The 21,639-nt window shown below is 70.6% G+C and carries 20 protein-coding genes; 8 read left to right on the top strand and 12 right to left on the bottom strand.

Going from position 1 to position 21,639, the window contains the following annotated elements:
- Window positions 1-14 precede the first annotated feature (14 nt).
- Together LOK46_RS05785 and LOK46_RS05780 are read right to left on the bottom strand one after the other, a co-directional pair.
- Window positions 15-1,700 (bottom strand): methyl-accepting chemotaxis protein, encoded by a 1,686-nt coding sequence (locus LOK46_RS05785; RefSeq protein WP_273562896.1) that lies wholly within the window; start codon window positions 1,698-1,700, stop codon window positions 15-17.
- Between the two features lie 101 nt (window positions 1,701-1,801).
- On the bottom strand, window positions 1,802-3,844 hold the full coding sequence (locus LOK46_RS05780; RefSeq protein ID WP_273562895.1) for a protein meaA: 2,043 nt from the start codon (window positions 3,842-3,844) through the stop codon (window positions 1,802-1,804).
- A gap of 612 nt (window positions 3,845-4,456) precedes the next feature.
- On the opposite strand from LOK46_RS05780, the gene ccrA reads away from it, so the two are divergent.
- Together ccrA and LOK46_RS05770 are read left to right on the top strand one after the other, a co-directional pair.
- On the top strand, window positions 4,457-5,743 hold the full coding sequence (gene ccrA / locus LOK46_RS05775; protein ID WP_012318106.1) for a crotonyl-CoA carboxylase/reductase: 1,287 nt from the start codon (window positions 4,457-4,459) through the stop codon (window positions 5,741-5,743).
- A gap of 172 nt (window positions 5,744-5,915) precedes the next feature.
- Window positions 5,916-6,215 (top strand): alkylphosphonate utilization protein, encoded by a 300-nt coding sequence (locus LOK46_RS05770; RefSeq protein ID WP_273562894.1) that lies wholly within the window; start codon window positions 5,916-5,918, stop codon window positions 6,213-6,215.
- A 54-nt stretch (window positions 6,216-6,269) separates the two neighbouring features.
- On the opposite strand, the gene LOK46_RS05765 is transcribed toward LOK46_RS05770, so the two are convergent.
- Window positions 6,270-6,446, bottom strand: a complete 177-nt coding sequence (locus LOK46_RS05765; RefSeq protein WP_273562893.1) for a hypothetical protein — start codon at window positions 6,444-6,446, stop codon at window positions 6,270-6,272.
- Between the two features lie 193 nt (window positions 6,447-6,639).
- Here LOK46_RS05765 and LOK46_RS05760 point away from each other — a divergent pair, with 193 nt between their 5' ends.
- The gene (locus LOK46_RS05760) at window positions 6,640-8,094 is read left to right on the top strand and encodes a S1 family peptidase (protein WP_273562892.1); all 1,455 of its coding nucleotides are present in this window, start codon (window positions 6,640-6,642) and stop codon (window positions 8,092-8,094) included.
- A 115-nt stretch (window positions 8,095-8,209) separates the two neighbouring features.
- Here LOK46_RS05760 and LOK46_RS05755 read toward each other — a convergent pair whose 3' ends face one another.
- The 8 genes from LOK46_RS05755 to LOK46_RS05720 all read right to left on the bottom strand — a co-directional run bounded on the left by LOK46_RS05755 (window position 8,210) and on the right by LOK46_RS05720 (window position 14,023).
- Window positions 8,210-8,365 (bottom strand): hypothetical protein, encoded by a 156-nt coding sequence (locus LOK46_RS05755; RefSeq protein WP_007563230.1) that lies wholly within the window; start codon window positions 8,363-8,365, stop codon window positions 8,210-8,212.
- A 121-nt stretch (window positions 8,366-8,486) separates the two neighbouring features.
- A complete protein-coding gene (locus LOK46_RS05750) occupies window positions 8,487-9,536 on the bottom strand; it encodes a cysteine synthase A (protein ID WP_273562891.1) in 1,050 nt (349 codons plus the stop codon).
- 39 nt (window positions 9,537-9,575) lie between these two features.
- Window positions 9,576-10,559 carry a sulfate/molybdate ABC transporter ATP-binding protein gene (locus LOK46_RS05745; protein WP_273562890.1) on the bottom strand — a complete coding sequence of 328 codons (984 nt, stop codon included), beginning with the start codon at window positions 10,557-10,559 and terminating at the stop codon, window positions 9,576-9,578.
- A 58-nt stretch (window positions 10,560-10,617) separates the two neighbouring features.
- Window positions 10,618-11,499: a sulfate ABC transporter permease subunit CysW gene (gene cysW / locus LOK46_RS05740; protein WP_273562889.1), complete on the bottom strand. Its 882-nt coding sequence runs from the start codon at window positions 11,497-11,499 to the stop codon at window positions 10,618-10,620.
- Window positions 11,492-12,346: a sulfate ABC transporter permease subunit CysT gene (gene cysT, locus LOK46_RS05735; protein ID WP_273562888.1), complete on the bottom strand. Its 855-nt coding sequence runs from the start codon at window positions 12,344-12,346 to the stop codon at window positions 11,492-11,494. The genes cysW and cysT overlap by 8 nt, the downstream gene beginning before the upstream one ends.
- 11 nt (window positions 12,347-12,357) lie before the next feature.
- Window positions 12,358-13,368 carry a sulfate ABC transporter substrate-binding protein gene (locus LOK46_RS05730; protein WP_273562887.1) on the bottom strand — a complete coding sequence of 337 codons (1,011 nt, stop codon included), beginning with the start codon at window positions 13,366-13,368 and terminating at the stop codon, window positions 12,358-12,360.
- 102 nt (window positions 13,369-13,470) lie between these two features.
- On the bottom strand, window positions 13,471-13,734 hold the full coding sequence (locus LOK46_RS05725; protein WP_273562886.1) for a hypothetical protein: 264 nt from the start codon (window positions 13,732-13,734) through the stop codon (window positions 13,471-13,473).
- A 103-nt stretch (window positions 13,735-13,837) separates the two neighbouring features.
- Complete coding sequence (locus LOK46_RS05720) at window positions 13,838-14,023, bottom strand: hypothetical protein (protein WP_273562885.1); 186 nt, start codon at window positions 14,021-14,023, stop codon at window positions 13,838-13,840.
- Window positions 14,024-14,218: 195 nt separating this feature from the next.
- Between LOK46_RS05720 and LOK46_RS05715 the strand changes: the two genes are divergently transcribed.
- The 5 genes from LOK46_RS05715 to fdhE all read left to right on the top strand — a co-directional run bounded on the left by LOK46_RS05715 (window position 14,219) and on the right by fdhE (window position 20,771).
- Window positions 14,219-14,560 carry a hypothetical protein gene (locus LOK46_RS05715; protein WP_273562884.1) on the top strand — a complete coding sequence of 114 codons (342 nt, stop codon included), beginning with the start codon at window positions 14,219-14,221 and terminating at the stop codon, window positions 14,558-14,560.
- A 153-nt stretch (window positions 14,561-14,713) separates the two neighbouring features.
- Window positions 14,714-17,794, top strand: a complete 3,081-nt coding sequence (fdnG, locus tag LOK46_RS05710; RefSeq protein WP_273562883.1) for a formate dehydrogenase-N subunit alpha — start codon at window positions 14,714-14,716, stop codon at window positions 17,792-17,794.
- A gap of 15 nt (window positions 17,795-17,809) precedes the next feature.
- A complete protein-coding gene (gene fdxH, locus LOK46_RS05705) occupies window positions 17,810-18,745 on the top strand; it encodes a formate dehydrogenase subunit beta (RefSeq protein WP_192710034.1) in 936 nt (311 codons plus the stop codon).
- A gap of 304 nt (window positions 18,746-19,049) precedes the next feature.
- Window positions 19,050-19,772 carry a formate dehydrogenase subunit gamma gene (locus LOK46_RS05700; RefSeq protein ID WP_273562882.1) on the top strand — a complete coding sequence of 241 codons (723 nt, stop codon included), beginning with the start codon at window positions 19,050-19,052 and terminating at the stop codon, window positions 19,770-19,772.
- 3 nt (window positions 19,773-19,775) lie between these two features.
- Window positions 19,776-20,771, top strand: coding sequence for a formate dehydrogenase accessory protein FdhE (gene fdhE, locus LOK46_RS05695; protein ID WP_273562881.1), 996 nt, complete (start codon window positions 19,776-19,778; stop codon window positions 20,769-20,771).
- A 19-nt stretch (window positions 20,772-20,790) separates the two neighbouring features.
- Here the strand turns inward: fdhE and LOK46_RS05690 are convergent, their stop codons facing one another.
- Window positions 20,791-21,576 carry an NAD(P)H-dependent oxidoreductase gene (locus tag LOK46_RS05690; protein WP_273562880.1) on the bottom strand — a complete coding sequence of 262 codons (786 nt, stop codon included), beginning with the start codon at window positions 21,574-21,576 and terminating at the stop codon, window positions 20,791-20,793.
- Between the last annotated feature and the right edge of the window lie 63 nt (window positions 21,577-21,639).

Below are 21,639 nucleotides of genomic sequence, written 5' to 3'. Positions count from 1 at the left end.
CGACCGTGAGGGGGCTACGCCGCCCGCACCGTGGCGAGGAAGCGCGCGACCTCGGCCCCGAGATGCTCGGACTGGCGCGACATCTCGCTCGCGGCCCCGAGCACCTGGGCGGCGGCGGCGCCGGTCTCCTCGGCGGACTGGGCCAGGCTCGCGATGGTGCCGGTCACCGCGCCGGTGCCGGCGGCCGCCTCGGCGACGTTGCGGACGATCTCCTGGGTGGCCGCGCCCTGCTGCTCCACGGCGGCCGCGATGCTGGCGGCCACGCCGTCGATCTCGCGGATGCGCCGGCCGATCCCGTCGATCGCCGAGGCGGCCTGCCCGGTGGAGGACTGGATCCGGCCGATCTGGCCGGTGATCTCCTCGGTGGCCCGGGCGGTCTGCTCGGCGAGCGCCTTGACCTCCGAGGCCACCACCGCGAAGCCGCGGCCCGCGGCGCCGGCGCGCGCCGCCTCGATCGTGGCGTTGAGCGCCAGCAGGTTGGTCTGGGCGGCGATCCCGGAGATCAGTGCCACCACGTCGCCGACCTTCGCGGCCGCGCCGCTCAGGTCCTGGACCAGCGCCACCGTGCTGGTCGCCTCAGCGACGGCGACCCGCGCGAGCTCCGCCGAGCCGCTGACCTGCCGGCCGATCTCCTGCACGGAGGAGCCGAGCTCCTCGGCGGCGGCCGCGACCGTGTTGACGTTGGCGGCGGCGTCGCTCGCCGCGCCCGCGACGGTGCCGGATTGCCCGGCCGCCTCGGCCGCGCTGCCGGTCAGCGACCGGGCGGTGGCCTCTAGCTCGGTGGCCGCCGCCGACACGCCGCCGACGATGCCGCCCACCGCCTGCTCGAAGGCGTCGGCCATGGCCCGGGTCGCGGCCCGGCGCTGCGTCTCGGCATCGGCGCGGGCCAGCGCCGTCTCGGCCTCCAGGGCGCGCGCGCGGACGAGGTTGTCGCGGAACACCACCACGGAGCCCGCCAGCGCCCCGATCTCGTCGCGGCGCGCCTGCCCGGGGATCGTCACCTCGGCGTCGCCCGCCGCGAGGCGCTGCGTCACGGCGGCGATCTTTCTGAGCGGCCCGCTGACGCCGCGGGTCACCAGCACGAAGGCCCCGAGCGCCACCGCGAGGGCGAGGCCGGCGAGCGCCAGCACGTTCCGCTTGGCGGCGTCGTAGGTCTGCGCGATCAGGGTGCCGCTCGCCTGCGACCCGTCGCCGTTCAGGGCGACGAGCTTCTCCCAGTCGGCCATGATGGCGCGGATGCTGTCCGACATGGTCGTGTTGTAGATCCGCTGCCCGCCGGCGACGTCGCCCGCCTCGGCCTTGGCCACCGCCTCCCGCTGCTGCTCGGCGTAGGTGGCGACGTGCTGGCGGAAGGCCGCGTAGGCCTCGCGCTCGGGCTGGGTCAGCGGCAGGGCCTCGTACCGGGCGTACTGGGCGGCGAGCAGCGCGTCGCGCTTGGCGATCTGGTCGGCGACCTCGGCGCGCAGCGCGGGCGTGTCGGCGGTGATCAGGCGGACGGCGTTGACCCGCTGCCGCATGAAGTTGATGCCGATCCGGCCGAGGGCGTCGGTGGCCGGGACGCGCGTGTCGCGCAGCTGCGCGGCGGCGGACTCGATGCGGCCCAGCTCGGCCAGCGAGAGGCCGCTCGTCGCGGCGATCAGCAGCACCAGGGCCGCGAGACACAGGCCGAGCTTGGCCGCGATGGAGATACCGGCGCGCATAGGAGTTGGTCCCCGATCCCGTGTCTGGGATCGGGGCCAATACTTGTCCGATAAATGTTAAGGTTGTTTGGGGCCTGCCCGGACCGGGCAGGCTCGGTCCGCTAGTAGACCTGGGCCTCGGCGCGCGGCTGATCCGCCGGGCCGTCCCGTCGATCGAGACCCTTCTCCACGACCTTGGCGAGCCCGACCATGATCTGGTCGATGGCGTAGTCCTTCGGCGTGTAGACGGCGCGCACGCCCATGTTCTTGAGGACCAGCTCGTCCTCGGGCGAGATGATGCCGCCGACCACCACCGGGATGTGGTCGAGCCCCGCCTCGCGCATCTTGGCGCGGACCTCCCGCACCAGCGGCACGTGGGAGCCGGACAGGATCGACAGGCCGACCACGTGGGCGCCGGTCTCCTTGGCCTTCGCGACGATCTCGGCCGGCGTCTGGCGGATGCCGTCGTACGTGACGTCGAAGCCGACGTCGCGGGCGCGGAGCGCGATCTGCTCGGCGCCGTTGGAATGCCCGTCGAGGCCGGGCTTGCCGACCACGAGCTTCGGCGTCTCGCCCAGCCGCTCGCCGAGATCGGCGATCAGCAGCTTGGCCTCCTCGGCGGCCCCGGCCGAGACCGTCTCCAGGGTCACGCCGGTGGGCGCGCGATACTCGCCGAAGACCGCGCGCAGGCGCTCGCCCCACTCGCCGGTGGTGACGCCGGCCTTCGCGGCCTCGATCGAGGGCGGCATGATGTTGGCGCCCGAGCGCGCCGCCTGTTCCAGGGCGTCGAGGGCCTGGCCGACCGCGCTCGCGTCGCGGCGGCCGCGCCACTCGCGGATCCGGCCCTGCGCCTCCATCTCGACGGTCTCGGAGACGGAGAAGATCGCCCCCTCCCCGGCGGTGAGCGGCGAGGGCTCGCCCTGCTGCCACTTGTTCACGCCGACGACGATCTGGTCGCCGGCCTCGATGGCCGAGATCCGCCGGGCGTTCGACTCCACCAGCGCGCGCTTGAGCGCCCCGGTCTCCACGGCCGCGACCGCGCCGCCGATGCCGCCGATCCGCTCCAGCTCGGCCCGGGTCTCGACCTTCAGCGCCTCGACCTTGGCCTCGATCACGTGGCTGCCGTCGAAGATGTCGTCGTACTCGAGGAGGTCGGTCTCGAAGGCCAGGATCTGCTGCATGCGCATGGACCATTGCTGGTCCCAGGGCCGCGGCAGGCCGAGCGCCTCGTTCCAGGCCGGGAGCTGCACCGCGCGGGCGCGGGCGCGCTTGGACAGCGTCACCGCCAGCATCTCGATCAGGATGCGGTGGACGTTGTTCTCCGGCTGCTGCTCCGTCAGCCCGAGGCTGTTGACCTGCACGCCGTACCGGAAGATGCGCTTCTTCGGGTCGTCGATGCCGTAGCGCTCCCGGGCGATCTCGTCCCAGAGCTCCGAGAACGCCCGCATCTTGCAGATCTCGGTGACGAACCGCAGGCCCGCGTTCACGAAGAACGAGATCCGGCCGAACACCTCGGGGAAGCTCGCGGCGTCGAATTCGGGGTCCTCGCGCACGGTGTCGAGCACCGCGATGGCGATGGCGAGCGCGTAGGAGAGCTCCTGGACCGGCGTCGCCCCCGCCTCCTGCAGGTGGTAGGAGCAGACGTTCATCGGGTTCCACTTCGGCACGTTCCTGGTCGTGAACAGGATCACGTCCTTGGTGAGCCGGAGGGACGGCGCGGGCGGGAACACGTAGGTGCCGCGCGACAGGTACTCCTTGATGATGTCGTTCTGGGTCGTGCCCTGGAGCGCGGCGATCGGCGCGCCCTGCTCCTCGGCCACCGCGAGGTAGAGCGCCAGCAGCCACGGGGCCGTGGCGTTGATGGTCATCGAGGTGTTCATCTGGGCGAGCGGGATGTCCTGGAACAGGGTCCGCATGTCGCCGAGATGCGCGATCGAGACGCCGACCTTGCCGACCTCGCCGCGGGAGAGCTCGTGGTCCGGGTCGTAGCCGGTCTGGGTCGGCAGGTCGAAGGCGACCGACAGGCCGGTCTGACCCTTGGCGAGGTTGCCCCGATAGAGCTTGTTCGACTCCGCCGCGGTCGAGTGCCCCGCGTAGGTGCGGATGATCCAGGGCTTGTCGCGGCTCGACTTGTCGCTCCTGGTCTCGGCGACGCTCGCGCCCATTCCTCGCCTCCGTGTGATCTTTGTATCCGCGCGGGGCGCGGCCTTGCGGTCACCGTAGCGAAGGCTTGAGCACGCGTCATCCGGGACGGAAGTGCAAGACGCCCGCGCGGGCTTCCCCGGCTCATGAAAAAACTTGCCCGCCGGAACAGCGGGATTTGAGGGCGCCGCGGCGCGCCGCCGCCCGTCCGCCGCCCGCGACCGCGGTCCGGACGGTGCCGGGCGACGGTCGCGACCGGCTTTGTCAGTGCTGGTATAAAGCCCACCTGATCTGTTCTTCGCGGGACCTGTCGCTGTTCAGGCGCGAGAGAGCTTGTCGGACCAAGGACTTAGAGCTGCATGTGCTCGCCGGGCGCCCGGGAGCAGCTGAGGCCCGCGGCTGCGGAGTCGGGGAAGGTCTCGGCACCGGGATGGCCAAGGCCAGCGCCGAATAATACTTGGTCTGCCGGAAAGCCGATTTTGAATACGTGGCCACCCGCCCTGTGCTGGCGCTTTTTTCATGTCGGAAACCGTCGGCTTTCGACTTTCGGCCCACTTGGACGCCTCCGGCAACGCCGCTATAGCGCGATGGAGAACCGCGGCCGTGAGGAACACGCGGGACGAGAGGAGAGCGAGATGGCGGCGAGCGCTGCGATCAGTCCGACGGGCGGGGAGGTCAAGGACCTCTACGAGATGGGTGAGATCCCGCCGCTGGGTCATGTGCCGGCCAAGATGTATGCCTGGGCAATCCGGCGCGAGCGGCACGGACCCCCGGAGCAGTCCCACCAGCTCGAGGTGCTGCCGGTCTGGGAGATCGGCGACGACGAGGTGCTGGTCTACGTCATGGCGGCGGGCGTCAACTACAACGGCGTCTGGGCCGGCCTCGGCGAGCCGATCTCGCCCTTCGACGTCCACAAGGGCGAGTACCACATCGCGGGTTCCGACGCCTCCGGCATCGTCTGGAAGGTCGGCTCCAAGGTGAAGCGCTGGAAGGTCGGCGACGAGGTCATCGTCCACTGCAACCGCGACGACGGCGACGACGAGGAGTGCAACGGCGGCGACCCGATGCTGTCGCCCTCGCAGCGCATCTGGGGCTACGAGACCGGCGACGGCTCCTTCGCGCAGTTCTGCCGGGTGCAGTCCCGCCAGCTCATGACGCGGCCCAAGCACCTCACCTGGGAGGAGGCCGCCTGCTACACGCTGACGCTCGCCACCGCCTACCGCATGCTGTTCGGCCACGCCCCGCACACGGTGAAGCCGGGCCAGAACGTGCTGATCTGGGGCGCCTCCGGCGGCCTCGGCGTGTTCGGCGTGCAGCTCTGCGCGGCGAGCGGAGCCAACGCGATCGCGGTGATCTCGGACGAGTCGAAGCGCGACTACGTCATGAGCCTCGGCGCCAAGGGTGTCATCAACCGCAAGGACTTCGACTGCTGGGGGCAGCTCCCGAAGGTCAACAGCCCCGAATTCCACGCCTGGACCAAGGAGGCGCGGAAGTTCGGCAAGGCGATCTGGGACATCACCGGCAAGCAGGATGTCGACATCGTGTTCGAGCATCCCGGCGAGGCAACCTTCCCGGTCTCGGCGCTGGTGGTGAAGCGCGGCGGCATGGTGGTGTTCTGCGCCGGCACGACCGGCTTCAACATCACCTTCGACGCCCGCTACGTCTGGATGCGGCAGAAGCGCATCCAGGGCTCGCACTTCGCCCACCTCAAGCAGGCCTCGGCGGCGAACCAGTTCGTGCTCGACCAGCGGATCGACCCGTGCATGAGCGAGGTCTTCCCCTGGGACAAGATTCCCCAGGCCCACACCAAGATGTGGAAGAACCAGCACCCGCCGGGCAACATGGCCTGCCTCGTCAACTCCCCGCGCGCCGGCCTGCGCACGGTCGAGGACGTGATCGAGGCCGGCCCGCTGAAGCGGTGAGGCTCTCGATCGGGCCGGCCCCGCCGCTCTCGCGCGGGGCCGGCCCGATCGGCTAAGCTCGCGGCGTCCCGCGCCGACTCGCTGACCGGTTCAGTGTGCCGGGACGCGCGCGGATGACGGGCCCGCGAGATCCTGACGGGACCCGGCCCCGATCCGAACAGGGGGCACGGATTTGAGCGGCGACGACGAGGCTTACGTCTACGACGAGGCGACGGGCGAGTGGCTCCCGCCCGGCTCCGCGGCCACGCCCCCCGAGGCGACGGCCGTCCGCGACGCGGCCGGCAACGTCCTGGCCGACGGCGATTCGGTCACGCTGATCAAGGACCTCAAGGTCAAGGGCGCCAACCAGACCCTGAAGCAGGGCACGGTCATCCGCTCGATCCAGCTCACGGACGATCCGGCGGAGATCGACTGCCGCCACGACACCATCAAGGGCTTGGTGCTGCGCACCGAATTCGTGCGCAAGCGCTGAACGGACGGTCCGGTCGGGGCCTCGCGCCGCCGGCGCGACCCCGATCCGCGCGCGTCACCGCCGCCGCGTCTCCTCCTGCGGCAGGTGGCGTCCGTAGGCCTCCTGCTTCTCCGCGCGCTCCTGGATCAGGTCGGCATAGGCCTGCCGCATCTCCGGCGACACGCTGATGCTCTTGCCCTTGGCGGCCTTGCGCTTGGGCGCCTTCTTGAAGGTGTTGTTCGTGTCGCTCATGCCGGGCTCCGCGTCGAACCGTGGCGGCATCGCGTGGCCGGACGACCGATCCGGGATCCGGCCGCCGCCCGGGGCCGGGTATCCGCCCTGTAGCGCATCGCGGTTCCGGACGCACGGTCGCCTGGACCGGATTGATCTGGCCTGTCGCGCCGGCCTCTGCCAGGATCGCGGCGACGAGGGTTGGAGGGCGGGAATGGATACGGGTGACGCGTCGCGGTGTCGGTTCCCGGGCGCCCGGCGCGCGACGGCCGTCGCGATCCTGATCGCCCTCGGCACCGGGCCGGTCGCGGCCCAGGACCGACCGGCGCCCGCCCGGGCCGCCCCCAGACCCGCGCCGGCGGCCGGAGCGCCGGCCGACCCTGCCTTCGAGGCGATGAAGGCCGGCTTCGAGGCCCTGCCGGAGGCCGACCGCAAGGCGCTCCAGGACGCCCTGGTCTGGACCGGCGACTTCAACGCCGTGGTGTCGGGCGCCTTCGGGCGCCGGACCTTCGAGGCGCTCAATGCCTACGGTGCCCGGGCCGGCGGGGCCGACCCCCTCGATCCGCGCGGACGGGCGGCGCTGCTGGCCGCCGGCGCGGCGGCGCGGAACGCGGCGCGCTTCCGCGCCGCGGTCGATCCCGGGACCGGCGCCGTGATGGGGGTGCCCGAGCGCCTCCTGGCGAAGCGGACCGCCCTGCCCTCCGGAACCCGCTGGCAGAGCCAGGACGGGCGCGTGACCCTGGAATCCCGCGCCTTCCCGCCGGGGGCCGAGAGCCTGGACGCGCTGTTCGAGAAGGCGACCGCGCCGCTCCCCGGCCGCAAGGTGACCTACAAGCTGCGGCGGCCGGACACCGTGGTGGTCACCGCCGAGACCGGGCCGGGCCTGTCCTACATCCGCTACGCGTCCGGACCCGAGGGCGTGCGCGGCTTCCTGCTCGGCTACGACCGCGCCCTGGCGCCCGAGGTCGACCGGCTCGTCATCGCCGTGGCGAACGCCTTCGTGCCGTTTCCCGATCCCGCCGCGGTGCCGGCCGCCCAGCTCCCCTCGGGCCCGGGGCCGGCGACCCGCGCCGCCAACCCGGCGCCCCAGCCGCAGGCCGCCGCGCCCCTGAGGCCGGCGAGCCTCTCGCCCGCTCCGGCAACGGGCGCGGGGCTCGCGGTCGCGCCGGGACGCGTGCTGACCGCCGCCGCCGTGCTGGAGGGCTGCGCGCAACCCCGCGTCGGCGCGACCCCGGCGCGGGTGCTCGCCACGGATCCGGCCGGCCTCGCCCTCCTCGACGTGCCCGGCGCCCCCGCCCCGCTCCGGCCCGCGATCCGGACCGAGCCCGTCGGTGCCGAGGAGAGCGTGATCGCCCTGGCACCGGGCCCGGACGGCGTCCAGGCCGCCCCCGGCGAGGCGCGGGGCGGCGACGTGATCGCGGCGCTCCAGCCGGGTTCCGGCGGCGCGCCGGTGCTCGACCGGTCGGGGGTCCTCGTCGGGCTCGTCGCCCGCTATCCCGCGGCGCCGCGCCGGGTCGCGGGGGTGGTGCCCCCGGCGCGCCTGCCGATCGTGCCGGCGCGGGCGATCACCGCCTTCCTCGCCGCCCAGGGCGTCGCCCCCGCGCCGCCCCCGCCGGGTGGCGGGCCCGGCGCGGTCGCGCCCGCCGTGGTAGGGATCACCTGCCGGTAGGGATCGCACCGCAGGTGGCATTCCCTGCCGCTCGGCGGCCGGAACCTGCGGCCGGAACCTGCGGCCGTCCGGGGCCTGAGCGGACGACGTGTCCGCCCAGGCGACGGGCTACGGCTCAGAGCCGCCCGGTGACCAGCAGCACGATCAGCACGATCAGCAGGATGCCGCCCAGGCCGAAGCCGGGGCCGCGATACGCGCCGCCGCCGAGGAAGCCGCCGCCGCCGAAGGCCAGGATGATCAGGATGATGAGCAGGATGGTGACGAGGGACATCGGTCGCGTTCTCCGGACGGTCGCGCTGGTGCGAGCGTGACCGTTCAAACGCTGCGACAATCCGTTCCGTTCAACGCCAAGCCACGCTTTTGTGAGGAAAATTCCGGATGAGGCCCGGGCCTCAGGCGTGCCAGTCCGGCAGAGCCTCCGCGGGCGCGTCGAGCCAGCCCGGCACCGGCAGGTCGCGCTCGGTGAGGAAGGCCGGGTTGAACAGCTTCGAGGCGTAGCGCGCCGCCCCATCGCAGAGGATCGTCACGATGGTATGACCGGGCCCGAGGTCCCGGGCCAGCCGGATCGCCCCGGCGACGTTGATGCCCGACGAGCCGCCCAGCGACAGCCCCTCCTCCCGCATCAGGCCGAAGACGATGTCGAGGGCCTCGCGGTCCGGGATCCGGAAGGCGCGGTCGGGGGTGAAGCCCACGAGGTTGCGGGTGATCCGCCCCTGGCCGATCCCCTCGGTGATCGAGGAGCCCTCGGCCTTCAGGGTGCCGGTCGTGTAGTGGGCGTAGAGGGCCGATCCCTCGGGGTCCGACAGCGCGATCCGCACCTGCGGGTTGCGGGCGCGCAGGGCCTCGGCGGTGCCGGCCAGCGTGCCGCCGGTCCCGGCCGCGCAGACGAAGCCGTCGACCCGGCCGCCGGTCTGCGCCCAGATCTCCGGGCCGGTGCCGTCGACGTGGGCCTGCCGGTTGGCGACGTTGTCGAACTGGTCGGCGAAGAAGGCGCCCGCCGGCTCCGTGGCGGCGAGCTTGTCGGCGAGCCGCCGGGCCACATGGACGTAGTTGTTCGGGTTGGCGAAGGGCACCGCCGGGACTTCCACCAGCCGGGCACCCGCGAGCCGCAGGGTCTGCTTCTTCTCCTCGGACTGGGTGACCGGGATGACGATCAGCGTCCGGTAGCCGCGCACCGAGGCCACCAGGGCGAGGCCGATGCCGGTGTTGCCGGCGGTGCCCTCGACGATCGTGCCGCCCGGGCGGATCAGGCCCCGCGCCTCCGCGTCCCGCACGATGGAGAGCGCCGCGCGGTCCTTCACCGAGAGGCCGGGATTGAGGAACTCCGCCTTGCCGTAGATGGTGCAGCCGGTCTCCTCGGAGGCGCGGCGCAGGCGGATCAGCGGCGTCTGGCCGATGGCGGCCAGGACGTCGGGGGCGGGTTCGCGACTCGGTACGGTCATGGTCGGGAGCCTAGGGTGCCGCGCGGCCGCTGGCGAGCCTCACCCGAACACGTGCCCGCCGTTGATCCGCAGGCCGACCGGGTGCCCGGCCGGGTAGCGCACGCCGTCGAAATCCTCCACCGCCAGCACCCGCCCCTCGGGGTCGGCCACCTCGATCCGCTGGCGGCCCTGCGTCCGGTACGAGCTGCGCACGGTGCCGGACAGGTGCGCGGCCTCGGGCTCGGCGAGCTGCAGCTGCCACGGCCGCACGTAGAGCTTCACCGGACCGAACAGGCTTCCGGGCGCCGCGACCGGCGTCTCCCGGCCCCGGACCAGCACCCGGCCGCCCTCGGCGATCGCCTCGACCTCGACGGAATCGCCGAGGAACTTCATCACGGTCGCCGAGGCCGGGTTCTCCTGCACCTCGTCCGGCGTGCCGACCTGCTCGAGGCGGCCGCGGTCGAGCACGGCCACGCGGTCGGACAGCTCCAGCGCCTCGTCCTGGTCGTGGGTCACGAAGATCGTGGTCTGGCCGGTGCGATCGTGGATCTCGCGCAGCCAGCGGCGCAGATCCTTGCGGACCTGGGCGTCGAGCGCCCCGAACGGCTCGTCCAGCAGTAGGACCCGCGGCTCGACCGCGAGGGCGCGGGCGAGCGCCACCCGCTGCCGCTGGCCGCCGGAGAGCTGCGACGGGTAGCGGTCGCCGAACCCTGAGAGCCGGATCAGGTCGAGCAGGTCGCCGACCCGGCGCTTGATATCGGCCTTGGCCGGCCGGTCGGCGCGGCGCCGCGCGTTCAGCCCGTAGGCGATGTTGTCGGCCACGCTCATGTGCTTGAACAGGGCGTAGTGCTGGAACACGAAGCCCACCGCGCGCTCCTGCACGGGCAGGCCCGTGGCGTCGTCGCCGCCGAACAGGATCCGGCCCCGGTCCGGCGCGTCGAGCCCGGCGATGATCCGCAGCAGCGTCGTCTTGCCCGAGCCCGAGGGGCCGAGCAGCCCGATCAGCTCGCCCGCCCGCACGTCCAGCGACAGATCGTGCAGCACCGCCGCCGTGTCGAACGTCTTCGAGACGTTCTCGACCCGGATCGCCGTGGAGGGGCGATCAGTGCGCCCGGCCGTGCGCGAGCTCGCCTGCGAAGCGCCACTCGAGGACGGATTTGAGGACGAGGGTGATGAGGGCAAGGACAGCGAGGAGCGAAGCGACGGCGAATGCGGCGACGAAGTTGTACTCATTGTAGAGGATCTCCACGTGGAGTGGGATAGTGTTGGTCAAGCCGCGGATGTGACCCGACACCACCGACACCGCTCCGAACTCGCCCATCGCCCGGGCATTGCACAGGAGCACGCTGTAGAGCAGGCCCCAGCGGATATTGGGCAGCGTCACCGTGCGGAACGCGTGCAGGCCCGAGGCGCCCAGCGTCAGCGCCGCCTCCTCCTCGGCCGTGCCCTGCTCCTGCATCAGCGGGATCAGCTCGCGGGCAACGAACGGGAAGGTCACGAACACCGTCGCCAGCACGATCCCCGGCAGCGCGAACAGGATCTGGATGCCGTGGTCGACGAGCCAGGATCCGAACAGGCCCTGGGACCCGAACAGCAGCACGTAGATCATCCCCGAGACCACCGGCGAGACCGAGAACGGCAGGTCGATCAGGGTGATCAGCAGCGACTTGCCGGGAAACTCGAACTTGGCGATCGCCCAGGAGGCGGCCAGGCCGAACACGACGTTGAACGGCACCGCGATCGCCGCCACGGTCAGCGTCAGACGGATCGCGCTCCAGGCGTCGGGCTCCCGGAACGCGTCCAGGAAGGCGCCGATCCCCTTCGAGAAGGCCTGGAGGAAGACCGCGAACAGCGGCAGCACCAGGAACAGCGCCAGGAACGCCACCGCGATCCCGATCAGGACCACGCGGACGCCGGCCCCTTCCGAGGCGACCGGGGCCGGCTTGGCGGCCGGCACGAAGGCGGGGGAGAAGATTTCAGACATAGCCGAACCGCCGCCGTGACCACGCCTGGATGAGATTGATGGCGAGCAGCGTCAGGAACGAGATCCCGAGCATGATCGTCGCGATGGCCGCCGCGCCGCCGTAGTCGAATTCGGAGAGCTTGATGACGATCAGGAGCGGTGCGATCTCCGACACGTAGGGCAGGTTGCCGGCGATGAAGATGATCGAGCCGTACTCGCCGACGCCCCGGGCGAAGGCGAGCGCGAAGCCGGTGAGCACCGCCGGGATCAGCGGCGGCAGCACCACTCTGGCGAGGGTGACGAGGCGCGTCGCCCCGAGGGTCGCCGAGGCCTCCTCGATCTCCTTGTCGATCTCGGCGATCAGCGGCTGCACGGTCCGCACCGCGAAGGGCAGGCCGATGAACACCATGGCGATGAAGATGCCGACCGGCGTGTAGGCCGCCTGGATGCCGAGGCGCGCGAGCGGGGCGCCGAGCAGCCCGTCCGGCGCGTACAGCGAGGCGAGCGCGATGCCGGCGACCGCGGTCGGCAGGGCGAAGGGCAGGTCGACGGCGGCGTCGACCAGCTTGCGGCCCGGGAAGCGGTAGCGGGTCAGCACCCAGGCCACCAGGAAGCCGAAGGCCGAGGCGACGAGTGCCGCGATGGCCGAGACGCCGAAGCTGATCCGCAGGGCGCTCGCCACCCGCGGATCGGTGGCGACATCCCAGATGCCCGACAGGCCGAGCCCCGAGGCCTTCACCACCAGCCCGGCCAGCGGCAGCAGGACGATCAGGCCGAGGCAGGTCAGCGTGTAGCCGAAGCTGATCCCGAAGCCCGGGATCACGCTCGGCCGTCGGAATGTCCGACGGGGACGGGGCGTCTGGACCATGGTCTGAAGCCTCAGCGGCCGGCCCGGCTCAGACGATCGAACAGACCGCCGGCGTCGAAGTTCCGCTTCTGGATCTCGTCCCAGGATCCCTGGAGATCCTCGATCTTGAACAGCTTGATGTCGGGCAGCTGGGCGAGGTCCGCCTGGGCGGCCGCCTCCCGGCGGATCGGCCGGTAATGGTGCTTGGCGAAGATCGCCTGGGCGCGGTCGCTGTAGAGGAAGTCGAGATAGGCCTGGGCCGCCTTGGTGGTGCCCTTCCGCTCGGCATTGACCGCCACCAGGGCCACCGGCGGCTCGGCGTAGATCGAGGTCGGCGGCGAGACGATGTCGAACTTGTCAGCGCCGAACTCCTGGAGCACGAGGTAGGCCTCGTTCTCCCAGGTCGGCAGGACGTCGCCGAGACCGCGCTGCGCGAAGGTCACCGTCGAGCCGCGGGCGCCGGTGTCGAGCACCGGCACGTTCTTGTAGACCTGCCCGACGAAGGCGTCGGCCTTCGCGGCGTCCTTGTCCTTCCCGTAGGCGTAGCCCCAGGCGGCGAGGAAGTTCCAGCGCCCGCCCGCCGAGGTCTTCGGATTCGGGGTGATCACCTTCACGTCCGGCTTGACCAGGTCGTCCCAGTCCTTGACGCCCTTCGGGTTGCCCTTGCGGACGAGGAACACCACCGTCGAGGTGTAGGGCGTCCCCTGGTTCGGCAGCTTGCTGCGCCAATCCTCGGGGATCTTGCGGGTGAGCTTGGCGATCGCGTCGATGTCGGACGGGATGCCGAGGGTGACCACGTCGGCGTCCACCCCGTCGATCACCGTGCGCGCCTGCGCGCCCGAGCCGCCGTGCGAGGCCCGCACCGTGATGGCCTCGCCGGTCTTGGCCTTCCACTCCTCCGCGAAGGCGGCGTTGATCTCGCGGTAGAGCTCGCGGGTCGGATCGTACGAGACGTTGAGGAGCGCGGTCTCGGCCGCGGCCGGCAACGCGCAGGCCAGCAGGCCTGCTCCGGCCAGAAGGGAGAGCCCGATCGCCCGAGCCATCCGACCCCGACCTGAAGCGTTCTTCATCACGTCCGATCCCCCAGCCATCCGCGGTTGCGACGCAGGGGACAGACGTCCCCGAGACGCCGGGAATCGTTCGTTTTATCGAACGAAGTCAAGTCTCGGATGCGGACCTGCGCGATGGCGTAGCGCGATCAAGATCGATGATCGGGCTGGAAAGGCAAGAGAACTCAGGGCGGTAGGTCGGAAGAACGCATGGATCTTCTCCACGGCGGCGCCGCCGTAGAAGAATCGCTGCGCCGATCTGGGTTTCTCAGAACGAACAATCTTATGTGTTCTGGCGCACATCGTGTGGCGTTCGGCGCGCTGGCGGTGCACGTTGACGGGCACGTTGGCGGCGCGCATGCGCCGTGCTCCGCGCGGCGGCGATCCCGGACTTTTCGGCGGACTTCCCGGCGTACTTCACGGTGGGCTGCCCGGCGGACTGCCCGGCCAGCGGCGATCCGCGTCAGCGCTTGGGCTTGCCGAGCCGGTCGATCAGCGCTTCCAGCCGCTGGTCGACCGGGGCCGAGAGCGTGTCGGTGAGGAGCGTGCGCAGATTCTGGCCGAGGTGGCGCCGGATGCCGGGGCTGAGCGGCGGCGCGTCGACGGTCCGCTCGGTCTCGGAGGGGCGCTCGGGATGCGGCTTCGACATGACCGGGAGATCCTCGCACCTGTGGACACGTACGGTTGCAAGGTTTGGTTAAGGAGCCGTCACCACCGATGCCGGGATCCCGGCGTGATGCGGGCCGATGATCCGGACGCCCGATGCCGGGACGGTGTCGCAGCTCGGAACTGCGGCGGTGAAGGCTACGTTGCCCGGGCATTCCTCGCTGCCAGGAGCCGCCCCGTGTCCCGCTCGATTCCCTTGATGATGTCGGTGCTCCTCGGCGTGGCGACGGCCGCCTCGCCCTGCCTCGCGCAGACGAAGCCGGGCGAGATCAAGGGCATCGACGCGATGGGCGACAAGTCCCGCAGCGCGCAGGACGGCTGGAGCCAGGCGCCGGTTCCGCGGGAGCAGTCGGCCGCCAAGGACGCGCCCGATCCGGGCGGCCACTCGATCAAGGAGAACGCCGACCGTCCGGTCCCGCCGGCCCAGCCCGGCGGCTCCTCCGCCACCGAGCCGCAGGCGCCCCTGGAGCACCGCACCGCCGGCCCGTCGGGCTCCAACCCGGCAAATCCCAGCAAGTAAAAAAAGTGTTTTCATGCAGGATGATGCCGGTGCGACAAACGTGTTGCTTCGGCTGAGACACGGCGACTTGCTGTGTCACGCAACCGCACTTGCCTCGAACACGCTTTTTTGGGACACCCTGGAATTATACCAGATCGCTTTTACGGAGCGGAGATGACGGTCCAGGTCTCAAGGCGTGGCCTGCTCAAGGGGGCCGGTGCCGGCCTCGCGGGCGGCTCGCTGGGCGCGCTCGGATTCGGCGGACTCGAGCCCGCCATGGCCGCCGCGGTGCGGCCGTACAAGCTCGCGCAGATGCGCGAGACCCGCAACACCTGCCCGTACTGCTCGGTCGCGTGCGGCGTAATCCTGTACAGCCTGGGCGACCGTTCGAAGAACGCGCGCTCCTCGGTCATGCATATCGAGGGCGACCCGGATCATCCGGTCAACCGCGGCACGCTCTGCCCGAAAGGCTCGGCGCTGCTCGACTTCGTGCACGCGGAGACCCGCACCAAGTACCCGCTCCACCGCGCTCCGGGCTCCTCGGAGTTCAAGCGCGTGTCCTGGGACTTCGCCCTCGACCGGATCGCGGCCCTCCTTAAAGAGGACCGGGACAAGAACTTCGTGGCCAAGAACGGCGACCTCACGGTCAACCGCTGGACCACGATGGGCTTCCTGGGCGCCTCGGCCACCACCAACGAGACGGCCTGGCTGACCTACAAGACAGTCCGAAGCATGGGGGCCCTGGTCTTCGATAACCAGGCCAGAGTTTGACACGGTCCGTCGGTCGCCAGTTTGGCGCCCTCCTTCGGACGCGGTGCGATGACCAACCTCTGGATGGACATCAAGCACGCGGACGTGATCACCGTGATGGGCGGCAATGCCGCCGAGGCGCACCCCTGCGGCTTCAAGTGGGTCGTGGAGGCGAAAGCCCATAACAACGCCAAGCTGATCGTCGTCGATCCGCGCTTCACCCGCACGGCGTCGGTGGCCGATCTCTACTGCCCGATCCGGCAGGGCTCGGACATCGCGTTCCTGTCGGGCGTGGCCAAGTACCTGCTCGACAACGACAAGCTGCAGCACCGCTACGTCTCCGCCTACACCAACGCCGGGTACGTGGTCCGCGAGGGCTACGACTTCAGCGAGGGGCTGTTCACGGGCTACGACGCGGACAAGCGCGACTACGACAAGACCACCTGGGACTACGAGATCGGCCCCGACGGCTACGCCGTGGTCGACGAGACCATGCAGCACCCGCGCTGCGTGATGCAGCTGCTGAAGAAGCACGTCTCGATCTACACGCCCGAGATGGTCGAGAAGATCTGCGGCTCGCCCAAGGAGACCTTCCTGAAGGTCTGCGAGATGATGGCGACGACGGCTTCTCCCGAGAAGTCGATGGCCTCGCTCTACGCGCTCGGCTGGACCCATCACTCCAAGGGCTCGCAGAACATCCGCTCGATGTGCATCGTGCAGACCCTGCTCGGGAATATCGGCGTGCTCGGCGGCGGCATGCAGGCGCTGCGCGGTCACTCCAACATCCAGGGGCTGACCGATATCGGGCTGATGTCGAACCTCATCCCCGGGTACTTGAACATTCCGGTGGAGAAGGAGCCCGACTACGCGAGCTACATCGCCAAGCGGCAATTCAAGCCGCTGCGTCCCGGCCAGACGAGCTACTGGCAGAACTACAACAAGTTCTTCGTCTCGTTCCAGAAGGCGATGTGGGGCGACAAGGCCACCAAGGAGAACGACTGGGCGTACGATTACCTGCCCAAGCTCGACGTGCCGACCTACGACGTGATCCGTGGGTTCGAGCTCGCCAAGCAGGGCAAGATGACCGGCTACGTCATCCAGGGCTTCAACCCCCTGCTGTCGTTCCCGAATCGCGCCAAGATGACGGAAGCCTTCTCCAAGATGAAGTTCATCGTGGTGATGGACCCGCTCAAGACGGAGACGGCCCGGTTCTGGGAGAACCACGGCGAGTACAACGACGTCGATCCGACCAAGATCCAGACCGAGGTGTTCGAGCTTCCGACCACCCTGTTCGTGGAGGAGGAAGGCTCGCTGTCGAACTCCAGCCGGTGGCTGCAGTGGCACTGGCAGGCGCAGGAAGCGCCGGGCGAGTGCCGCTCGGACATCGAGATCATGTCGGAGATCTTCCTCCGCGTGAAGGCGGCCTACAAGAAGGACGGCGGGGCCTTCCCGGACCCGATCGTCAATCTGAAGTGGGACTACGCGATCGCCGAGGCGCCGACCCCGACCGAGCTCGCCCGCGAGCTCAACGGCTACACGCTGGCGCCGACGCCGGACCTCAACGGGACCGTCATCCCGGCGGGCAAGCAGGTCGACGGCTTCGCCCAGCTCAAGGACGACGGGACGACCGCCTGCGGCTGCTGGATCTACTCGGGCTGCTACACCGAGAAGGGCAACATGATGGCCCGCCGGGACAACACCGATCCCGGCGACCGCGGCATCGCGCCGAACTGGGCCTTCGCGTGGCCGGCCAACCGGCGCGTGCTCTACAACCGCGCCTCGTGCGACCCCGAGGGCCGCCCGTGGTCGGAGAAGAAGAAGCTCATCGAGTGGAACGGCAAGCAGTGGATCGGCTTCGACGTGCCGGATTACGGCGTCACCGTCGCCCCCGATAAGGGCGTCGGCCCGTTCATCCTGAACCAGGAGGGCGTCGCCCGCCTGTGGACCCGCGGTCTCATGCGCGACGGGCCGTTCCCGGCGCACTACGAGCCCTTCGAGTCCCCGGTGGCCAACCTCGCCTTCCCGAAGATCAAGGGCGCGCCCGCGTCCCGCATCTTCAAGGACGACCTGGCCGATCTCGGCGACGCGAAGGAGTTCCCCTACGCGGCGACGAGCTACCGCCTGACCGAGCACTTCCACGGGTGGACCAAGCACGCCCGGATCAACGCGATCCTCCAGCCGGAGGCCTTCGTGGAGATCTCGGAGGAGCTCGCCAAGGAGAAGGGCATCGCCAAGGGCGGCTGGGTCCGCGTCTGGTCGAAACGCGGCTCCCTGAAGGCCAAGGCCGTGGTGACGAAGCGGATCAAGCCGCTGATCTGCGACGGCAAGCCCGTCCACGTCGTCGGCATCCCGCAGCACTGGGGCTTCATGGGCCACACCAAGAAAGGATGGCACCCGAACTCGCTGACGCCCGTCGTCGGCGACGCGAACACCGAGACGCCGGAGTTCAAGGCCTGGCTCGTGAATATCGAGCCGACCACGCCTCCGTCGGACGCGGTCGCGTAAGGGGGAGCGGCAGACATGGCTGACTACAGCTCCCTCGACATCCGCCAGCGCTCCGCCTCCACGGAGACGCCGCCGGAGATCCGCCGCCAAGTGGAGGTCGCTAAACTCATCGACGTGTCGAAGTGCATCGGCTGCAAGGCCTGCCAGTCGGCCTGCGAGGAGTGGAACGACCTGCGCGACGACATCGGTGTCAACACGGGCACCTACCAGAACCCCCACGACCTCACGCCGAAGTCGTGGACCCTGATGCGGTTCACCGAGTACGAGAACCCGGAGACCAACAACCTCGAGTGGCTGATCCGCAAGGACGGCTGCATGCACTGCACCGAGCCGGGCTGCCTGAAGGCCTGCCCGTCGCCCGGTGCGATCGTGCAGTACTCCAACGGCATCGTCGACTTCATCGAGGAGAACTGCATCGGCTGCGGCTACTGCGTGAAGGGCTGCCCGTTCAACATCCCGCGCATCAGCCAGACCGACCACAAGGCGTACAAGTGCACCCTGTGCTCGGACCGGGTGGCGGTGGGTCAGGCACCGGCCTGCGCCAAGGCCTGCCCGACCGGCTCGATCATGTTCGGCACCAAGCAGGCCATGATCGATCAGGCCCACGACCGCGTCGAGGACCTGAAGTCGCGCGGGTTCGACAAGGCGGGTCTCTATGACCCGGCCGGGGTCGGCGGCACGCACGTCATGTACGTGCTGCACCACGCCGACCAGCCGAGCCTCTACGCGGGCCTGCCGAACGACCCGAAGATCTCGCCGCTGGTCGCCTTCTGGAAGGGCGGCGCCAAGGTGTTCGGGCTCGCCGCGATGGGCTTCGCCGCGGTCGCGGGCTTCTTCCACTACGTGACGGCCGGCCCGAACGAGGTCGTGCCCGAGGAGGAGGAAGAGGCGGTTGAGTACGACGAGGCCAAGCGCCGCGAGAATGGCGGCGGCGAGGCCCGGCCGCACTGAGACGAACCCCGGGCTGGCCCGCCGGCCCGGGTGACGCGACCCGCCCCCTCTCCCGTGCGGGAGAGGGTCGGGGTGAGGGGCGAGACGGTCCAGACCTGAGCACGCCCTCGAAGCGGGTTCCGGTTTCGCCTTCTCCGGATCGTTCCCATCCCTCACCCTGCCCCTCCCCGCTCGGGAGAGGGAACCCGCGATCCAGCCGGAAACGGGCGACCGAAGACGGCGGGGCGCAGAGGCCCTATCTTGAACTTCAGAGCCACCTCCGCCGCGAGGCGGGGCCGGCACCGCATCAGGCGCGAGAAGGCCGATGACGATCCAGAACGATGTCCGGGACGGCGATTCCCGCCCCCTCCACCACGCCAAGTCCGCGGCGCCCGAGGTGATGTACGTCCCGCGCTACACCGGCGTGCAGCGCGTGAACCACTGGATCACCGCGATCCTGTTCACGCTGCTGACCCTGTCGGGCTTGGCGATGTTCACGCCCTACCTGTTCTCGTTGACCGGCCTGTTCGGTGGCGGCCAGGCGACCCGGGCGGTTCACCCGTGGTTCGGCGTGGCGCTGGCGGTCAGCTTCTTCTTCCTGTTCGTGCGCTTCTGGAAGCTCAACATCCCCAACAAGGACGATGTCGAGTGGACGAAGCACATCGGCGACGTGGTCACCAACCGCGACGACCGGCTCCCGGAACTCGGCAAGTACAATGCCGGTCAGAAGGGCGTGTTCTGGGGTCAGACCGCGCTGATCGGCGTGATGTTCGTGACCGGGCTGGTGATCTGGAACACCTATTTCGGCGGGCTGACCTCGATCGAGACCCAGCGCTGGGCGCTGCTCGCCCACTCGCTCGCCGCCGTGATCGCCATCGCGATCATCGTGGTGCACATCTACGCCGGCATCTGGGTGCGCGGCACCGGCCGGGCGATGGTCCGCGGCACGGTCACGGGCGGCTGGGCCTACCGGCACCACCGCAAGTGGTTCCGCCAGATCGCAGGCGGCAAGGCGCGCCACGGCTCGGTGGACAAGCGCGGATCCTGAGTCTTGGCCAATTTCTTCAAGCGCAAACCCGCGGCACCGGCCGCGGGCAAGAGCCCGACACCCGCCGAGGCGCCGAAGCCCCGCCGCCGGGATTTCAGCGAGCTGAAGCCCGACCCCGACAAGATCGGGATCTCGGGCTCGGTGCCGTTCGTCCGCCTGCCCGATCCCGCCACGCTGTTCGCCGACCGGGCCGCGCGCTTGGCGGGGGCCGCGCCCGGGCACCCGCTGGAGGCCTATCTCCGGTTCGTGAGCGAGGTCGCGCGGGCCCAGTCGGTGATCCAGGCGCAGTTTCCCGCCCCCGCGGCTCCGGAGGCCGCCGATCAGGCGCTGCGGAGCGAGCACGGCATGCCGCCGCTGTCGCGGCACAGCCTCGAGGCCGACCCGGGTTTCGACGCGTCCCTTCTGTCGCTGCTCGCCGAGCTGGATCTCTCGACCGCGCCCGAGGCTTCGGCCGCGGCGCGGGACGCCCTGCGGGCCGCCTCACGGGAGGATCGCCTCGATCTCGCCGTTCAGGTCTTCGAGGGCGCGCTGCCGGTGGACCGGATCGCCGAATGCGTGTTCGTCTCGGCCGCGCTGCAGGTGCGCCTCGCCGGGCAGGCCGCGCGCCTCGACACGAAGACGCTGAAGCCGGTGGCGGACGGCGTCTGCCCGTGCTGCGGCGGCGCGCCGGTGGCGAGCGTCATCGTCTCCTGGACCCCGGCCGACAAGGCCCGGTATCTCAGCTGCTCGCTCTGCGGCACGTACTGGAACCACGTCCGGATCCGCTGCACCGCCTGCGGCGACGGCGAGGGCGTCAGCTATTACGGGCTCGACGAGGTCTCGAAGGACGTTCAGGTCGAGACCTGCACGACCTGCCACAGCTACATCAAGCACCTCCACCAGCACCGCGCGCCGGCCCTCGACCCGGTGGCGGACGACATCGCGTCCTACGGGCTCGATCTGAAGATCGCCGAGGACGGGTTCCGGCGCGCCGGACTGAACCTGCTGTTCGTGATCTGAACGGCCGCAACCGCGCCGGTCACGCGCCGTCGCGATGGAGGGCGAAGCCGCGCGCGCCCGGCGCCTCCAGCCCCGGCCGGAGCTGCATGCTGGGGATCCGGTAATCGCCGCCGTTCTGCCGCCGGAACGGGATCGGGGGCGTCGTCGCGAGCGCGGCCAACCGGTCCCGCAGCCGCTCGGCGACGGCCGCGAACGCCGCCGCGTCGAGCCCGTCGGCCCGGTAGACGACGAAGGGCGGCAGCACCGCGTAGCCGGGATAGTGCAGGATCCCGTGCTGGATCGGGAACAGCAGATCGTCGATCGGCCCGTTGATCCCGCGCGCGGCGTAGTGCTCCTCCCAGCCGCCGGCGGTCACGATCAGCATGGCGCGCCGGCCGGCGAGGCGGCCCTCGCCGTAGCGGTCGCCCCAGCGGCGGTCGCTGTGCTCGCCGACGCCGTACGCGAAGCCGTGCGCGTAGACCCGGTCGACCCAGCCCTTGAGGATCGCCGGCAGGCCGAACCACCAGAGCGGGAACAGCAGGATCAGCTGGTCGGCCCAGAGGAGCTTGGCCTGCTCGGCGACCACGTCCTGGGTGAGGCGCCCGGCCGCGGCAGCCTCCCCCGAGGCGGCCGGCACGCGCAGGCGGGCCTCGGGGGCGAGGCCCGGGAAGTCCGCCCGGTCGACCGCCGCGATCCAGTCCATGGCGTGGAGATCGGACACCGCGACCGTGTGACCCTGCGCCTCCAGCGCGGCCACGGTCTCGTCCCGGAGCGCGCCGCAGAGGGAGCGCGGCTCCGGATGGGCGAAGACGATCAGGATGTTCATGGTGCGCGATCCGTCGTGACGCGGGAGCCCCCCAGCTAGCCCAAGGCCGATCGGTCCGGTACG

It is taken from the genome of Methylobacterium sp. NMS14P (assembly GCF_028583545.1).
Taxonomy (GTDB): domain Bacteria; phylum Pseudomonadota; class Alphaproteobacteria; order Rhizobiales; family Beijerinckiaceae; genus Methylobacterium.
This window is presented reverse-complemented; position numbering and strand designations above follow the sequence as displayed.

Excerpts from the sequence above, each read along its gene's own strand:
- LOK46_RS05765 (WP_273562893.1), bottom strand. The coding sequence starts at position 6,446 with ATGAGCGACACGAACAACACCTTCAAGAAGGCGCCCAAGCGCAAGGCC.
- LOK46_RS05755 (WP_007563230.1), bottom strand. The coding sequence starts at position 8,365 with ATGTCCCTCGTCACCATCCTGCTCATCATCCTGATCATCCTGGCCTTC.
- LOK46_RS05730 (WP_273562887.1), bottom strand. The coding sequence starts at position 13,368 with ATGGCTCGGGCGATCGGGCTCTCCCTTCTGGCCGGAGCAGGCCTGCTG.
- LOK46_RS05785 (WP_273562896.1), bottom strand. The coding sequence starts at position 1,700 with ATGCGCGCCGGTATCTCCATCGCGGCCAAGCTCGGCCTGTGTCTCGCG.
- fdxH (WP_192710034.1), top strand. The coding sequence starts at position 17,810 with ATGGCTGACTACAGCTCCCTCGACATCCGCCAGCGCTCCGCCTCCACG.
- ccrA (WP_012318106.1), top strand. The coding sequence starts at position 4,457 with ATGGCGGCGAGCGCTGCGATCAGTCCGACGGGCGGGGAGGTCAAGGAC.
- LOK46_RS05780 (WP_273562895.1), bottom strand. The coding sequence starts at position 3,844 with ATGGGCGCGAGCGTCGCCGAGACCAGGAGCGACAAGTCGAGCCGCGAC.
- LOK46_RS05750 (WP_273562891.1), bottom strand. The coding sequence starts at position 9,536 with ATGACCGTACCGAGTCGCGAACCCGCCCCCGACGTCCTGGCCGCCATC.
- cysT (WP_273562888.1), bottom strand. The coding sequence starts at position 12,346 with ATGGTCCAGACGCCCCGTCCCCGTCGGACATTCCGACGGCCGAGCGTG.
- LOK46_RS05725 (WP_273562886.1), bottom strand. The coding sequence starts at position 13,734 with ATGCGCGCCGCCAACGTGCCCGTCAACGTGCACCGCCAGCGCGCCGAA.
- cysW (WP_273562889.1), bottom strand. The coding sequence starts at position 11,499 with ATGTCTGAAATCTTCTCCCCCGCCTTCGTGCCGGCCGCCAAGCCGGCC.
- LOK46_RS05760 (WP_273562892.1), top strand. The coding sequence starts at position 6,640 with ATGGATACGGGTGACGCGTCGCGGTGTCGGTTCCCGGGCGCCCGGCGC.
- LOK46_RS05690 (WP_273562880.1), bottom strand. The coding sequence starts at position 21,576 with ATGAACATCCTGATCGTCTTCGCCCATCCGGAGCCGCGCTCCCTCTGC.
- LOK46_RS05700 (WP_273562882.1), top strand. The coding sequence starts at position 19,050 with ATGACGATCCAGAACGATGTCCGGGACGGCGATTCCCGCCCCCTCCAC.
- LOK46_RS05720 (WP_273562885.1), bottom strand. The coding sequence starts at position 14,023 with ATGTCGAAGCCGCATCCCGAGCGCCCCTCCGAGACCGAGCGGACCGTC.